13 protein-coding genes and 1 pseudogene are annotated in these 14,768 nt (G+C 67.6%); 10 read left to right on the plus strand and 4 right to left on the minus strand.

All coding sequences use genetic code 11. The features are described from left to right. Positions 1-48 precede the first annotated feature (48 nt). Both AC3AP7_RS03030 and cysM read left to right on the plus strand, forming a co-directional pair. Positions 49-411 (plus strand): ComEA family DNA-binding protein, encoded by a 363-nt coding sequence (locus AC3AP7_RS03030; RefSeq protein ID WP_475765702.1) that lies wholly within the window; start codon positions 49-51, stop codon positions 409-411. A 240-nt stretch (positions 412-651) separates the two neighbouring features. After that, entirely contained in the window at positions 652-1,554 is a 903-nt protein-coding gene (gene cysM / locus AC3AP7_RS03035; RefSeq protein WP_475765700.1) for a cysteine synthase CysM, read from the plus strand. A gap of 315 nt (positions 1,555-1,869) precedes the next feature. On the opposite strand, the pseudogene mltB reads toward cysM, so the two are convergent. After that, a pseudogene (mltB, locus tag AC3AP7_RS03040) lies at positions 1,870-3,105 on the minus strand (lytic murein transglycosylase B); the annotation flags it as partial. A 216-nt stretch (positions 3,106-3,321) separates the two neighbouring features. Between mltB and AC3AP7_RS03045 the strand changes: the two are divergent. Beyond that, entirely contained in the window at positions 3,322-4,245 is a 924-nt protein-coding gene (locus AC3AP7_RS03045; protein WP_475765698.1) for a histone deacetylase family protein, read from the plus strand. Positions 4,246-4,271: 26 nt separating this feature from the next. Beyond that, a complete protein-coding gene (locus tag AC3AP7_RS03050; RefSeq protein WP_475765696.1) occupies positions 4,272-5,087 on the plus strand; it encodes an enoyl-CoA hydratase in 816 nt (271 codons plus the stop codon). A 66-nt stretch (positions 5,088-5,153) separates the two neighbouring features. On the opposite strand, the gene AC3AP7_RS03055 is transcribed toward AC3AP7_RS03050, so the two are convergent. Beyond that, entirely contained in the window at positions 5,154-6,059 is a 906-nt protein-coding gene (locus AC3AP7_RS03055) for an alpha/beta hydrolase (RefSeq protein ID WP_475767822.1), read from the minus strand. A 498-nt stretch (positions 6,060-6,557) separates the two neighbouring features. Between AC3AP7_RS03055 and AC3AP7_RS03060 the strand changes: the two genes are divergently transcribed. The 3 genes from AC3AP7_RS03060 to AC3AP7_RS03070 all read left to right on the plus strand — a co-directional run bounded on the left by AC3AP7_RS03060 (position 6,558) and on the right by AC3AP7_RS03070 (position 10,139). Then, complete coding sequence (locus AC3AP7_RS03060; RefSeq protein WP_475765694.1) at positions 6,558-7,307, plus strand: electron transfer flavoprotein subunit beta/FixA family protein; 750 nt, start codon at positions 6,558-6,560, stop codon at positions 7,305-7,307. Between the two features lie 13 nt (positions 7,308-7,320). Then, positions 7,321-8,256 (plus strand): electron transfer flavoprotein subunit alpha/FixB family protein, encoded by a 936-nt coding sequence (locus AC3AP7_RS03065; protein ID WP_475765693.1) that lies wholly within the window; start codon positions 7,321-7,323, stop codon positions 8,254-8,256. A gap of 92 nt (positions 8,257-8,348) precedes the next feature. After that, a complete protein-coding gene (locus AC3AP7_RS03070) occupies positions 8,349-10,139 on the plus strand; it encodes an acyl-CoA dehydrogenase (RefSeq protein WP_475767820.1) in 1,791 nt (596 codons plus the stop codon). Between the two features lie 149 nt (positions 10,140-10,288). On the opposite strand, the gene AC3AP7_RS03075 is transcribed toward AC3AP7_RS03070, so the two are convergent. Continuing rightward, complete coding sequence (locus tag AC3AP7_RS03075; protein ID WP_475765691.1) at positions 10,289-11,575, minus strand: D-amino acid dehydrogenase; 1,287 nt, start codon at positions 11,573-11,575, stop codon at positions 10,289-10,291. A gap of 202 nt (positions 11,576-11,777) precedes the next feature. Here AC3AP7_RS03075 and AC3AP7_RS03080 point away from each other — a divergent pair, with 202 nt between their 5' ends. After that, a complete protein-coding gene (locus AC3AP7_RS03080) occupies positions 11,778-12,266 on the plus strand; it encodes an Lrp/AsnC ligand binding domain-containing protein (protein WP_475765689.1) in 489 nt (162 codons plus the stop codon). 238 nt (positions 12,267-12,504) lie between these two features. Further along, the gene (locus AC3AP7_RS03085) at positions 12,505-13,638 is read left to right on the plus strand and encodes a PA0069 family radical SAM protein (protein WP_475765687.1); all 1,134 of its coding nucleotides are present in this window, start codon (positions 12,505-12,507) and stop codon (positions 13,636-13,638) included. Positions 13,639-13,650: 12 nt separating this feature from the next. Here the strand turns inward: AC3AP7_RS03085 and AC3AP7_RS03090 are convergent, their stop codons facing one another. Beyond that, entirely contained in the window at positions 13,651-14,118 is a 468-nt protein-coding gene (locus AC3AP7_RS03090) for an NINE protein (protein ID WP_475765685.1), read from the minus strand. Positions 14,119-14,448: 330 nt separating this feature from the next. Here AC3AP7_RS03090 and rpsP point away from each other — a divergent pair, with 330 nt between their 5' ends. Continuing rightward, positions 14,449-14,703 carry a 30S ribosomal protein S16 gene (gene rpsP, locus AC3AP7_RS03095; protein WP_475765683.1) on the plus strand — a complete coding sequence of 85 codons (255 nt, stop codon included), beginning with the start codon at positions 14,449-14,451 and terminating at the stop codon, positions 14,701-14,703. Positions 14,704-14,768: the final 65 nt, after the last annotated feature.

A 14,768-nucleotide genomic window follows, 5' to 3' on the forward strand; every position in this document is an offset into this window, starting at 1 on the left:
CTCCTCGCTGGCGACAGGCGCCGGCGGGGGGTACGAGGGAGAGTCCACATGTTTCGAAAATTCATCGTTACGGCGGCAATGCTTGCCGCTTTTGGCCACGCGTATGCGGCGGTCGACGTCAACACGGCCAATGAGGCGGCGCTGCGCGGCATCAAGGGTATCGGTGCAGCCCGAGCCAAGGCGATTCTCGACGAGCGCGAAGCGCACGGACCGTTCAAGGATGCGGCCGATCTCGGCAAGCGCGTCAAGGGCATGGGCGGGCATACGGTCGAGCGTCTGCAGGCCGAAGGTCTGGGCGTCGGACCGGCTGGCGCTGTTGCTGGCGCACAGACTGCGGCAGCGGCGAAATCCGGTGCGGCGCCCGCCGCCGGTGCGCCGAAAAACGGCGCCGAAGTGGTGGTGAAAAAATAGCCGGCGGCCACCGCGGCCCGCATCGCATGGGCTGCGGCGGTGCCGCCGCGCTCGCGGCTCCTTCAGCCGTCGTCTCGATGACGGATTCCCGCGGTATCCCGCCGCGGGTTTTTTGCATCCGCGACGCGGCCCCGGCGGCGCACGCCCATGCTGCGCGCAGGGCCGCGCGGCAATTGCGCAGCCGCTAGTTTAAACTTGACAGATTGCAGACCAGAAACAGCGACGGCGTCGCGTTCCGATATGACCTACAAGACGATTGAAGACACGATCGGCAATACGCCGCTCGTCCAGCTCGTGCGCTTGCCGGACGACGAAATCCGCAGCCGCAACAACGTGATTCTCGGCAAGCTCGAAGGCAACAATCCGGCGGGTTCGGTGAAGGACCGCCCGGCGCTGTCGATGATCAAAAAGGCGGAAGAGCGTGGCCGCATCAAGCCGGGCGACACGCTGATCGAGGCGACCAGCGGCAACACCGGCATCGCGCTTGCGATGGCCGCCGCGATCCGCGGCTACCGGATGGTGCTGATCATGCCGGAGGACCTGTCGGTCGAACGCCGGCAAAGCATGGCGGCCTACGGCGCGCAGATCGTTCTGACGCCGGTGACGGGCGGAATGGAATACGCGCGCGATCTCGCGGAGCAGATGCAGCGCGAAGGCAAGGGGATCATTCTCGACCAGTTCGCGAACCCCGATAACCCGCTTGCCCACTACGAGACCACCGGCCCCGAAATCTGGCGCGACACCGAAGGCCGGATCACGCACTTCGTGTCGGCGATGGGCACCACCGGCACGATCATGGGTGTGTCGCGGTATCTGAAAGAGCAGAACCAGGCGATCGAGATCGTCGGTGCGCAGCCCGAGGAGGGGTCGCGCATTCCCGGCATCCGCAAGTGGCCGGAAGCGTACATGCCGAAGATCTTCGAGCGCAGCCGCGTCGATCGCGTCGAGAGCGTGAGCCAGGCCGCGTCCGAGGCGATGGCGCGCCGGCTCGCCGCAGTCGAAGGCATCTTTTGCGGCATTTCTGCGGCAGGCGCATGTGAAGTGGCGTTGCGGATCGCGCGTCAGGTCGAGAACGCAACGATCGTTTTCGTCGTCTGCGACCGCGGCGACCGCTACCTGTCCACCGGTGTGTTCCCCGCCTGATTCCGCGGGAAGCGCACGAGACCCGCAGTCCGCACACGCCGGCTAGCAGGCCGGCGTTTTTTTGCGCCGGATGCCGCGAGATGGCGATTACTGCGAGTCCGAACCCGGTGTCGTGGGCAGAAGCGGCGGCATCGAGGGCGGCATTGACGGCGCCGGCGCGGGCGGCGAAGCCGGCATGCCGGGCACCGACGGCGGAATGACCGACGGGGCGGCGCTGGGCGCCGGACTCATCGGCGTAGCCTGCTGCATGGGTGCCGCAGGCGCAGCAGGTGCGGACGATGTGGCCGACCCCGGCGCGGTGGCGGCAACGGGAGCCGAGGCCGAAGCCGGCGCCGCCGGCGTCTCATACGCGAGCCCGAGCGGGGCGCCGTGGCTGTCCAGATCGCCCGCCGCGATCAGTTGATCCTCGACGCGCTTGCCGAGTTCGTACACGGCGAGCGCATAGAAAAAGCTGTGGTTGTAACGCGTGAGCACGTAGAAGTTTTCGAGCCCCAGCTTGTACTGCGTCGGCTGTCCCGGTGTCGGCAGATCGATGACCGTGACCGGCGTGCCGGCTTCGGCGGACGCGTCGAAGCCCGGCTCGTCGAGCAGCATGCCGGCCCGCAGCAATTGTTCGAGCGGCCAGTGCGGCTCGGGCTGGCCGTCGGCGGCAGCCTGCGCGATGCCGAGACTGCCGGTGTCCGATGCGATGTTCCAGATCACCGGGCGGCCGTTCTCCCAGCCCTTCTGCTTCAGATAGTGCGCGACGCTGCCGATGGCGTCCGCGACGTTCGTGCGCAGATCGACCTGTTTGCCGCCGTCGAACGGAACCGCGTAATTGACGATGCTGCTGGGCAGGAATTGCGGAATGCCGATTGCGCCCGTGTACGAGCCGAGCACGCTGGTCGGATCGATTTGCGCGTCGCGCGTCCACACGAGGAAGTCCGCCAGGTTCTTGCGGAACGTTTGCTCGCGCGCCGCCCGGTTTGGCGTGTTCGGATAGTCGAACGCGAGCGTCGTCAGTACGTCGAGCACGCGGAAGTTGCCCATGTAGCGGCCGTAGATCGTCTCGACGCCGATGATGCCGACGATCACTTCGGGCGGCACCCCGTACTGCTCGTAGGCGCGTTCGAGCGTCGCCTCGTTGTCGCGCCAGAAGCGCATGCCGGCGTTCACGCGGACCTGGTCGAGAAAGCGCGAGCGGTACGACTCCCAGTTCTTCACGGCGGGCTTGCCGGACGGCGTCACGAGCCGCACCGCCGTCGCCGAGTAGCTGACGCCGGCAAAAAGTTGATGTAGCGCAGCCGGATCGAAGTCGTAGCGCGCGACCATGTCGTTGATGAAGCCGTTCACGTCCGCATTGTCCGCATAGCGTTGCGGGACGATTTCTTCTTCGAAGGTCTGTCCGTTCTGCGGCGTTTGCTGCGGCTGGGCCTGGGCCAGTTGCACCGGCGCGCCGGGGGCGCGGGTCTGCGCGTCGGCCGCAGCGGCGCAGCAGCCGATGACAAGCGCGGCGGCAATGGCGCTCAGGCGAAGCGGAAGGCGTGCGGACAGGGCAGGCGTGAAGGTCATGGTGAGCAGGAAGTGCAGTGCCAGAGATGCGGATCAGGGACGACGGGCGTATCGCGCGCAGTATAACCGAGGCTCACCGCGCAGCCGCGCCCCGATCCGGGCGGCGCGCGGCGCGCGCGCATCGTGTGGTAACTTGCGGGTAACTGGAACAGGGCGTGCTGCGCCGGCGCGCCGCAGAAAGGAGACACGCCCGCTTCGCGCGCCGTCTGGAGAATCATGGCAACCGCGTTTTATTCCCACTCCGACTGCCTGCTGCACGAAATGGGCCCCTGGCATCCCGAGTGCCCGGGGCGCCTGCAGGCGATCGAGGATCAACTGATTGCTAGCCGCATCGACATGCTGCTCGAACGCGAGTTCGCGCCGCTCGCCGACGAAGCCGCGCTGCTGCGCGTCCACACGCAGGCGCATCTCGACTACATCCGCGAGCGCGCGCCGCGCGAGGGCTACGCCGAGATCGATCCCGACACGTCGATGAATCCGCATACGTGGCAGGCTGCGCTGCGCGCCGCGGGCGCGGCGCTCGCCGCGACCGATGCGGTGATCGAAGGCCGCTACGACAACGCGTTCTGCAGCGTGCGCCCGCCCGGCCACCACGCGGAGCCGGCGCGCGCGATGGGATTCTGCTTTTTCAACAACGTCGCGATCGCCGCGCGTCATGCACTGGACGTGCACGGGCTGCGGCGCGTCGCGGTGATCGACTTCGACGTGCATCACGGCAACGGAACGGAAGCGGCGTTCGCGGGTGATGAGCGCGTGCTGATGTGCAGCTTTTTCCAGCATCCGTTCTATCCGTTCACCGGCGCCGACAATCAGGCGGCGAACATGGTCAACGTGCCGATGCCGGCGCGCTCGAAGGGGATGGATGTCCGCGAGGCGGTGGACCTCGCATGGCTGCCGCGGCTGCATGCGTTCAGGCCGGAGATGCTGTTCGTGTCGGCGGGCTTCGATGCGCATCGCGAAGACGATCTCGGCAACATGGGCCTCGTCGAGGACGACTACACGTGGTTGACCGACCAGATTCGCGACATCGCGCAGCGCTATGCGCGCGGACGCATCGTCAGTTGTCTGGAGGGCGGCTACAACCTGTCCGCGCTGGGCCGCAGCGTCGTGGCCCATGTGCGCGCACTGGCCGGAATCTGAGCGTCTGCGGGCGCGGGAGCGACATCATGACTGAGCGTGAGCCGTCGCACGACGGCGCCGGCGAGGGCCTGCTGCGGATCGGGCACGACGCTTACGGACTGCCCGGCGTCGTGAGCGTCACGCTGAACCGGCCGGCTGCGTACAACGCGCTGTCCGAGGCGCTGCTCGACGCGCTGCAGACGCAACTGGACGCGATTGCGGCGTCCGCGGCGCGCGTCGTGGTGATCGCCGGGGCGGGCCGGGCGTTCTGCGCCGGCCATGATCTGAAGGAGATGCGGGCGTCGCCGTCGCGGGCTTATTACGAAGCGCTTTTCGCGCGCTGCTCGAAGGTGATGCTGACGCTCGCGCGCATGCCGCAACCGGTGATCGCGCGCGTGCATGGCATCGCAACGGCCGCCGGCTGCCAGCTGGTTGCGGCATGCGACCTCGCGGTCGCGGCGCAGTCCGCGCGCTTTGCCGTGTCCGGCGTGAACCTTGGCCTGTTCTGCGCGACGCCGTCGGTGCCGCTGTCGCGCAACCTGTCGCGCAAGGCGGCGTTCGAGATGCTGGTGACGGGCGAGTTCATCGACGCGCACGACGCCGAGCGGCGCGGGCTCGTCAACCGCGTGGTCCCGCCCGACGAACTCGATGCGCAGATCGCCGCGCTGGCCGCGAGCATCTGCGCGAAGCCCGCACAGGCCGTGCGCATCGGCAAGGGCCTGTTTTATCGCCAGCTGGAAATGGGCATCGAGGCCGCGTATCAGCTGGCGGGCCAGACGATGGCCTGCAACATGATGGACGAGGCAGCGCTCGAAGGCGTGCAGGCCTTCATCGAGCGGCGCGAGCCGGGCTGGCGCCGCTAGCTCGCCGCGCCTGGCGCTCAGCGCCCGGTGCCCAGCGCTCAGCGCTCAGCGCTCAGCGCTCAGCGCTCAGTGCGCGTGCGCGTCGATCCAGCCGATCAGATCGTCGACGACACGGGTGCGGTCGAGGTCGTTCATCGTTTCGTGATAGCTCCCTTCGTAGAGCCGCAAGGTCTTGTCCGGCGAGCCGGCGTGCGTGCCGAACGCGCGGCTGCCGTCGGGCTCGGTGAGCTTGTCCGCGGTGCCGTGAAAGACCAGTAGCGGTGTGCGCAAGCGCGCGCGCGCCTGCTCGATGCGCCGCATCGCGAGCAGGATCTGCGCGCCCGTGCGCGCCGGAATCGCGCGGTGATGCACGAGCGGATCGTTCCGGTTCGCCGCGACAATCGCCGCGTCGCGCGACAGCAGCGCCGCGTCGATTTTCATGGCGGGAAAGCGCGGCCACACGCGGCTGATGATCTGGCTCATCGCCAGCATCCAGCGCGGGACGTCGCGCCCGGGTGCGAGCGCGGCGCTCGACAGGATCAGGCCAGCGAGCGGGCGGCCGCCCTGTTCGAGTCGCGTGAGCGCGTACAGCGCGGCGATGGCGCCGCCCATGCTGTGGCCCATCAGGAACAGCGGCGGGCGCGGTGACGCACCGTTCTCTCCGGCTGCGGCGGCGCCGACCAGCGCGTCGGCATCCAGAAGATAGTCGTCGAAGCGGTCGACCCAGGTCCGTCGGCCCGGCGCGCGGCCGTGTCCACGCAGGTCGACGGCGACCAGTTCGATATCCGCCGCGTTGAGTCGCGCGGCGAGTGCCGCATAGCGGCCCGCATGCTCCGCGAGTCCGTGCAGCAGTGCGACGGTCGCGCGGGGTGCGCGGGCGGCAGGCCAGCGAACGAGCGGCAGCGCGAGTCCGTCACGGGTCGTGACCGTACCGGACTCGCGAGGCGGTTCGTGCGCGGGCGGCGGGGCGGGGGTGAAGCGGGTCGTCTCCATCGCGAGGCTGTTCTCCGGGTGGCGCGCGAGCGTGCCGCGATCATAGCCGCCCGCGCGGCGGACGCGCACGCCCGCTCGCGGGAGCCGTCCTCTAATTTCTCTGGGTTATTTATTGGCAGAAATTGATTATTTAGAGAAATGAAGGCGAGACATTAGAATGCTCGGCTCGGCCTGATAGCCGTCACGGCGACGACGCGCGCAAAGCGTGCGTTGCCTGTGACGGCACGGCAAGTCCATCGAGCGACCTGCCCCGGCAGTCCGCTGGCGGCTCCCGGACAGGTGGGCGCCATGACCGACGATTTAGAGGCGGGTGTCGGAACCCCGGGGTTGTCACCGGGTTTTTTTCGGGATTAAAATAGAACGATCGTTCGATATTGCTGTCACGCCGATGAGGAGCGCTATCCTCGCTGTTCTGCAGCCCGCGACCGCGACGACCGCCAGAGGGCGGTCGCTATAATGTGCGCTGGGTTGACGTATTCGTAACTTTGGAGCGTGTGCATGAAAATTCTTGTGCCAGTCAAACGAGTGGTCGATTACAACGTGAAAGTCCGCGTGAAGTCGGACGGCACGGGGGTCGACATCGCGAACGTGAAGATGTCGATGAACCCGTTCGACGAGATCGCGGTGGAAGAGGCGGTGCGTCTGAAGGAAGCGGGCGTGGCGACGGAGGTGATCGCGGTGTCGGCGGGCGTCGCGCAGGCGCAGGAAACGCTGCGCACGGCGCTGGCGATCGGCGCGGACCGCGCGATCCTGATCGAGTCGAGCGAAGAACTGCAGCCGCTGGCGGTCGCGAAGCTGCTGAAGGCGCTGGTGGACAAGGAGCAGCCGCAGCTGGTGATTCTGGGCAAGCAGGCGATCGACGACGATTCGAACCAGACGGGCCAGATGCTGGCGGCGCTGGCGAACCTGCCGCAGGCGACGTTTGCGTCGAAAGTCACGGTTGCCGATGGCCGTGCCACCGTCTCGCGCGAAGTGGACGGCGGTGCGGAGACGCTGTCGCTGACGCTGCCGGCGGTGGTGACGACGGACCTGCGCCTGAACGAGCCGCGCTACGTGACGCTGCCGAACATCATGAAGGCGAAGAAGAAGCCGCTGGAGACGGTGAAGCCGGAGGACCTGGGCGTGGACGTGACGCCGCGGCTGAAGACGCTGAAGGTGGTGGAGCCGCCGAAGCGCAGCGCGGGCGTGAAGGTGCCGGACGTGAAGACGCTGGTGGAGAAGCTGAAGACCGAAGCCAAGGTGCTGTGAGGGAGCGGACAAGATGACGATTCTGGTGATTGCAGAGCATGACAACGCGGCCGTGAAGGCGGCGACGCTGAATACGGTGGCCGCGGCGCAGAAGGTGGGCGGCGACATCCACGTGCTGATTGCCGGCCACAACGCACAGGGGGCGGCGGAGGCGGCGGCGAAGATCGCGGGTGTCGCGAAGGTGCTGCTGGCGGACGCGCCGCAACTGGAGCAGGGGCTGGCGGAAAACGTCGAGGCGACGGTGCTGGACATCGCACGGGACTACACGCACATCCTCGCGCCGGCGACGGCGGCGGGCAAGAACGTGGCGCCGCGCATCGCGGCGAAGCTGGACGTTGCGCAGATCAGCGACATCACGGCGGTGGGCAGCGCGGACACGTTCGAGCGTCCGATCTACGCGGGCAATGCGATCGCGACCGTGCAATCGCAAGACCCGGTCAAGGTGATCACGGTGCGCACGACGGCGTTCGACGCAGTCGCGGCAGAAGGCGGCAGCGCGGTCGTGGAAAAGCTCGAAGCCGCGGCCGACAGCGGGCTGTCGCAGTTCGTGAGCCGCGAGGTGACGAAGCTCGACCGGCCGGAGTTGACGAGCGCGTCGATCATCGTGTCGGGCGGGCGTGGTCTGGGCAGCGGCGAGAACTACACGAAGGTGCTGGAACCGCTGGCGGACAAGCTCAATGCGGCGCTGGGCGCGTCGCGTGCGGCAGTGGACGCGGGCTACGTGCCGAACGACTACCAGGTGGGGCAGACGGGCAAGATCGTGGCGCCGCAGCTGTACATCGCGGTGGGGATCTCGGGGGCGATCCAGCATCTGGCGGGGATGAAGGACTCGAAGGTGATCGTCGCGATCAACAAGGACGAGGAGGCGCCGATCTTCAGCGTCGCCGACTATGGCCTGGTTGGCGATCTGTTCACGGTCGTGCCGGAACTCGTCAGCGCTTTGGGCTGAGCCCCGCTGCGGCGTCGTCGGGCGCCCGGCAAGGGGCGCCGGCACGAGAGTCCGGCGCCCTTTTTCCAGTCACAAGCATGAAGGAGAACGAAATGAGCTATGCGGCGCCCGTCAAGGACATGCTGTTCGTGATGCGGGATCTGGCTGGTCTGGACGAGATTGCGGCACTTCCCGGCTTCGAAGACGCGACTCGCGAAACGGCGCAGGCCGTGCTCGAAGAATCCGCGAAGCTGTGCGGCGAAGTGCTTGCCCCGCTGAACGCCGAAGGCGACCGCGATCCCAGCCGCTGGAAGGACGGGGTCGTCACCGCCACGCCCGGCTTTCGTGACGCGTTCCGCCAGTTTTCCGACGGCGGATGGCAGGGCGTGCAGCATCCGCTCGACTTCGGCGGCCAGGGCCTGCCGAAGCTGATCGCGACGTCGTGCATCGAGATGCTCAACGCGTCCAATCTCTCCTTTGCGCTGTGCCCGCTGCTCACCGACGGCGCGATCGAAGCCTTGCTGACCGCCGGCACCGACGCGCAGAAGCAGACCTACGTGCCCAGGCTCATTTCCGGCCAGTGGACCGGCACGATGAACCTGACCGAGCCGCAGGCCGGCTCCGATCTCGCGCTCGTGCGCACCCGCGCCGAACCGCAGGGCGACGGTTCGTTCCGGCTGTTCGGCACGAAAATCTTCATCACGTGGGGCGAGCACGACATGGCGGAGAACATCGTCCACCTCGTGCTCGCGCGCACGCCCGGCGCGCCCGAGGGCGTCAAGGGCATTTCGCTGTTCATCGTGCCGAAGTTCCTCGTCAACGCAGACGGCTCGACCGGTGCGCGCAACGACGTGCACTGCGTGTCAATCGAGCACAAGCTCGGCATCAGGGCGAGCCCGACCGCGGTGCTGCAGTTCGGCGATCACGGCGGCGCGATCGGGCATCTGGTGGGCGAGGAGAACCGCGGCCTCGAATACATGTTCATCATGATGAACGCGGCCCGTTTCGCGGTGGGCATGCAGGGCGTGGGCATCGCGGAGCGCGCGTACCAGAAGGCTGTCGCGTATGCGCGGGAACGGGTGCAGAGCCGTCCGGTGGACGGCTCGGCGAAGCAGGCGGTGACGATCATCCATCACCCGGACGTGCGCCGCATGCTGGCGACGATGCGCGCGCTGACCGAAGCGTCGCGGGCACTCGCCTACGTGGCGGCCGCGCACTGCGATTTCGCGCACCGTCATCCGGACGACGCGACGCGGGCGCGGCACCACGCGATCTACGAGTTCCTCGTGCCGGTCGTGAAGGGCTGGAGCACGGAGCTGTCCGTCGACGTCACGAGCCTCGGCGTGCAGGTGCACGGCGGGATGGGTTTCATCGAGGAGACGGGCGCCGCGCAGTACTATCGCGACGCGCGCATCCTGCCGATCTACGAAGGCACCACGGCGATCCAGGCCAACGACCTGGTGGGCCGCAAGACGCTGCGCGACGGCGGCAAGGTGGCGAAGGACCTGCTCGCCGGCATCGCGCAGACGCTCGACGCGCTGGCCGCGCAGCCTGGCGCGCCGTTCGGCGCGATGCGCACGCAGCTCGCGCAGGGGCATCGCGCGCTGGGCGCCGTGGTCGAGTTCGTCGTCGCGCGTGCGAAGGCGGATCCGAACGCGGTGTTCGCCGGCAGCGTGCCGTATCTGAAGCTGGCGGGCATCGTGCTCGGCGGCTGGCAGATGGCGCGCGCGATGCTGGCGGCGCAGGAACAGCACGCGAGCGATCCGGCGTTCTACGGCGCGAAGATCGCGACCGCGCAGTTCTATGCCGGGCACGTGCTGCCGCAGGCGGCGGCGCTGGAAGTCGCGATTGTCAGCGCGAAAGGCGACGAGGGCGTGCTCGCGCTTGCCGAAGCGCAGTTCTGACGAGCTGCCTGTCCGACGCGCGGCGATACGCGGCGATACGCGGCGACGCGGAGCGATCACTGCCCGCGCCGGACAGACAAAAACGGCGCCCGCGCGGGCGCCGTTTTTCATGCGATGCGATGCCGCTCCGGAGCGCCGTGCGGGCCGCGTTACGCGTACGCGGGCTGCCCCGCGCCGCCGCGCTCGCCCAGATAGCGGTGCACCGACAGGTCGTCCGCCTGGATCGCCGGCTTCCGGCCCGACATCAGGTCGGCGAGCAACTGGCCCGACCCGCATGACATCGTCCAGCCGAGCGTGCCGTGCCCGGTGTTCAGGAACAGGTTGGGCACCGGCGTACGGCCGACGATCGGCGTGCCGTCCGGCGTCATCGGACGCAGTCCGGTCCAGAAGCTCGCCTTCGACGTATCGCCGCCGCCCGGGAACAGGTCGTTCACGCACATCTCGAGCGTTTCGCGGCGCGCGCGGCGCAGCGACTTGTCGAAGCCGACGATCTCCGCCATCCCGCCGACGCGGATCCGTTCGTCGAAGCGCGTGATGGCGATCTTGTACGTCTCGTCCAGCACGGTCGACACGGGCGCCGCATGCGGATTGACGATCGGCGCGGTGATCGAGTAGCCCTTGAGAGGGTAGACCGGAATCCGCACGAGATCCGCCAGCAGCGACGTCGAGTACGAGCCCAGCGCAACGACGAACGCATCCGCGCGCACCAGTTCGCCGCCGCACTGCACGCCGGCGATGCGACCCGCCGTCGACGCGAGCGCGTCGATCGGCGTGTTGTAGCGGAACCGGACGCCGAGTTGCGCCGCCAGCGCGGCGAGCCTCGTCGTGAACATCTGGCAGTCGCCGGTTTCGTCGCCCGGCAGCCGCAATCCGCCGGTCAGCTTGTGCGATACCGCGGCGAGCGCGGGCTCCGCGCGGCCGAGTTCGGCGGCCGACAGCAGCTCGAACGGCACGTTCGCGTCCTTCAGCACGGCAATGTCCTTCGCCGCGCCGTCGAACTGCTGCTGCGTGCGGAACACCTGAAGCGTGCCGCCGGCGCGGCCCTCGTACTGGATGCCCGTATCGGCGCGCAGCGCCTGCAGACAGTCGCGGCTGTACTCGGCAAGCCGCACCATGCGCGCCTTGTTGATCGCGTAGCGCCCGGCCGTGCAGTTCTGCAGCATCTGCCACATCCATTGCAGCTGGAACGTCGTGCCGTCGAGGCGAACCGCGAGCGGCGCATGCTTCTGGAACATCCACTTGACGGCCTTCAGCGGCACCCCGGGCGCGGCCCACGGCGACGCGTAGCCCGGCGAAATCTGGCCGGCGTTCGCGAAGCTGGTTTCGAGCGCCGGGCCGGCTTCGCGATCGATGACGATCACTTCGTGTCCCGCGCGCGCGAGGTAATACGCGCTCGTCACGCCGACGACGCCACTGCCCAAAACGACGACTCGCATAGCTGCTCCAGAGAGGTTTTTTGCGGGCTGACGGATGCACCGGCCGCTTTCGCCCGCGAGGGCCAGGCCATCGCGACACAAAACCGTCGCGAAACGTCGGTGAAATGCGTTTTACCCAGTGTTAACCGCTATGGTATTGACTGTCATCTAGGTTTTGTTATTGTATTTTCTTGATTTTCAGTAAAAACATTTAGAGGAATGCATGCGAACCCAACGTCAACCCGTCCGCACGCTCGACAAGCTCGACCGCAAGATCCTGCGGCTGCTGCAGCAAGACGGCCGCATGGCGATGAAAGACCTCGCGGAGCAAGTCGGCCTGTCGGTGACGCCGTGCATCGAACGCGTGAAGCGCATGGAGCGCGACGGCGTGATCATGGGCTATCACGCGCGTGTCAATCCGGCGGAGCTCGGCGCGGCGCTGCTGGTATTCGTCGAGATCACGCTCGATCACAAGAGCGGCAACATGTTCGACCAGTTCCGGCGCGAGGTGCAAAAGATTCCCGAGGTGCTCGAATGTCATCTGGTGTCGGGCGACTTCGACTACCTGATCAAGGCGCGGATCGGCGAAATGGCCGACTACCGCAAACTGCTCGGCGACATCCTGCTGCAGTTGCCCGGCGCGGTGCAGTCGAAAAGCTATGTGGTGATGGAGGAGATCAAGGAATCGCTCACGATCGACGTCGGCGAATGAGTCGCGCGGGCATAAGCAGGGGCTCGACAAAGGCCGCCAATACTGTATATTTATACAGTATTGGCGGCGGTTTTTTTGCCGTTTTGCTGCCTTGCTGCTTTGTCGTTATGTCGCTTTAGCCGGGTTGCGCGGGGTAGCGTCCGTCCGCCCGGCCGTCGCGGCGGAGGCTGCCACGGCTGGGCTGTCGCGCCGCTGGCGGCACCGGCCGAGCGCCTGCCTTACCCTGTCTGGATGTCCCGTGACCGATTTCGACGCCGAGTATCCGCTTGCCCCGCCCGCGCCCCGCAAGGGACGCGGGGCGGTGACCAATCTGCAGGGGCGCTACGAACCCGACCAGCGCGAGGCGGTCGACGACGGCTGGACCCACGAGAGCAGCAACGGCGATGACGACGAGCCTGCGGTGCTGCGCACGCAGGTGTTCGAGGAGCGCGCGAAAAGCATCCTCAACCGCAACGCGTCGCCGGACATCCCGTTCGACGTATCGCTGAACCCGTACCGGGGATGCGAGCACGGCTGCATCTATTGTTTCGCGCGGCCCACGCACAGCTATCTCGGGCTGTCGCCCGGGCTCGACTTCGAGAGCCGTATCTACGCGAAGGTCAACGCGCCGGAACTGCTCGCGCAGACGCTCGCAAGGCGCACCTATGTCCCGGAGCCGATCGCGCTCGGCGTGAATACCGATGCGTGGCAGCCGGTCGAGCGTGAGTTGCGGATCACCCGCCGGGTCATCGAGGTGCTGCATGCGCACGGGCACCCGTTTGCGGCGATCACGAAATCGTCGTTGATCGAACGCGACCTGGATCTGCTCGCGCCGATGGCCGCGCGCGGCCAGTTCATGGCCGCCGTCACGATCACGACGCTCGATGCGGCAATCGCCCGTTCGCTGGAGCCCCGCGCGGCGGCGCCGGCGCGCCGGCTACGCACGATCCGCGCGTTGAGCGAGGCGGGGATTCCGGTAGGAGTCAGCGTTGCGCCGGTCATCCCGTTCGTTACCGAGCCCGACTTCGAGCGGGTGCTCGAGGCGTGCGCGCAGGCGGGGGCGACGAGCGCCAGCTACATTGTGCTGCGCTTGCCGTGGGAGGTGGCGCCGCTGTTTCAGGACTGGCTGCGCGCGCACTTCCCGGATCGCGCGGAGCGCGTGATGAGCCGTGTGCGCGACATGCGCGGCGGCAAGGACTACGATGCGCGCTTTGCGACGCGGATGAAAGGCGAAGGCTTGTGGTCGGACTTGCTGAAGCAGCGCTTCGCGCAGGTGTGCCGCAGGCTGGGTCTGAACCGCCGGCAGTATGGCATGCTCGACATGTCGCTGTTCAGGCGGCCGGACCCGCCGCCCGCGCCCCGGCCCGGTGACGCGCAACTGACGCTTTTCTAGCCGCGGGGGGCGCTATCGAGCGGCGGTGGCGGCGGGCTGCTGGGCCTCGAAATAGGTCATGACGGTTACCGCGAGACCGCCCATCAGCAGCATCGCACCGATGAAAAGGGAAAATATCACCACGAAGATCACCGCCCAGCCGGAGCGGCTGCGTCGCGACAGGTGAGGATTGAACTGCGCGTCCCACCTCGCGTCCGGGCGCAGCCCGTAAGCGATCGCCGCGATGAAGGCGGCGAATAGCGAGATCGCCCCGGGTATCGCGAGCGCCCAGCCGAGCAGCGACGCGCGGTCGCTGGCGATCAGCAGCAGCACGCCGGGAATGCCGGCCAGCATCGTGACGCACAGGTGCAGCCAGCCGAACGGGTCGCGCGGACCGTACAGGTAGAAGCGGTGCGCACCCAGGCTGCCGGTGAAGAACGCCAGCGCGGCGGCGACGGTTTTCGAGCGGAAGCGTGTCGAAGGCAGAACGCGGGTGGACATGGCGCGAAAGCTCGATGACAGGCGGTGGAGGGAGGGCGCGCAAGCGCGCACCGGCGGGACCGACGCGCATTCTACGCCGCGCCCGCACACGGGGTCACGTGCGTGCGGTTTCCCGGTGTCGGCCCGCCGCCGGACGGGCGTGCCTCGTGTCGTCCGCGCACCGTCCGCGCACTGTCCGCGTACCTTCCGCGCGCCGCGTGTACAGCCGCCGGCACCGGTTCCGCGGCGGGCACGCGCGTTTGATCAGGTAAGTGTTTGTTATGGCTTCGGTTTCAGGCTATAATCGCGTGTTTCAGTGGTTCCGAACCCCGGTTTTCAAGGATTCTGAGTATGGTCATCATCCGCTTGGCTCGTGGCGGCTCGAAGAAGCGCCCGTTCTACAACATCGTCGCAACCGATTCGCGTAGCCGTCGTGACGGCCGCTTCATCGAGCGCGTCGGCTTCTACAACCCGGTCGCCACGAAGGGCGAGTCGCTGCGCATCGCGCAAGACCGTCTGAGCTACTGGCAAGGCGTGGGCGCGCAACTGTCGCCGACGGTCGAGCGCCTCGTGAAGGAAGCCGCCAAGGCCCAGCCGGCTGCGTGATGGCGGCCGGTTCGCGCATCGTACGCGGCTTGCGCATCGGGCGTGGGTGGGGCGACATGCGCGTT

It is taken from the genome of Paraburkholderia sp. PAMB 6770 (assembly GCF_057748135.1).

Coding starts and splice junctions, on each gene's coding strand:
- AC3AP7_RS03030 (WP_475765702.1), top strand. CDS start 49: ATGTTTCGAAAATTCATCGTTACGGCGGCAATGCTTGCCGCTTTTGGC.
- cysM (WP_475765700.1), top strand. CDS start 652: ATGACCTACAAGACGATTGAAGACACGATCGGCAATACGCCGCTCGTC.
- AC3AP7_RS03045 (WP_475765698.1), top strand. CDS start 3,322: ATGGCAACCGCGTTTTATTCCCACTCCGACTGCCTGCTGCACGAAATG.
- AC3AP7_RS03050 (WP_475765696.1), top strand. CDS start 4,272: ATGACTGAGCGTGAGCCGTCGCACGACGGCGCCGGCGAGGGCCTGCTG.
- AC3AP7_RS03055 (WP_475767822.1), bottom strand. CDS start 6,059: ATGGAGACGACCCGCTTCACCCCCGCCCCGCCGCCCGCGCACGAACCG.
- AC3AP7_RS03060 (WP_475765694.1), top strand. CDS start 6,558: ATGAAAATTCTTGTGCCAGTCAAACGAGTGGTCGATTACAACGTGAAA.
- AC3AP7_RS03065 (WP_475765693.1), top strand. CDS start 7,321: ATGACGATTCTGGTGATTGCAGAGCATGACAACGCGGCCGTGAAGGCG.
- AC3AP7_RS03070 (WP_475767820.1), top strand. CDS start 8,349: ATGAGCTATGCGGCGCCCGTCAAGGACATGCTGTTCGTGATGCGGGAT.
- AC3AP7_RS03075 (WP_475765691.1), bottom strand. CDS start 11,575: ATGCGAGTCGTCGTTTTGGGCAGTGGCGTCGTCGGCGTGACGAGCGCG.
- AC3AP7_RS03080 (WP_475765689.1), top strand. CDS start 11,778: ATGCGAACCCAACGTCAACCCGTCCGCACGCTCGACAAGCTCGACCGC.
- AC3AP7_RS03090 (WP_475765685.1), bottom strand. CDS start 14,118: ATGTCCACCCGCGTTCTGCCTTCGACACGCTTCCGCTCGAAAACCGTC.
- rpsP (WP_475765683.1), top strand. CDS start 14,449: ATGGTCATCATCCGCTTGGCTCGTGGCGGCTCGAAGAAGCGCCCGTTC.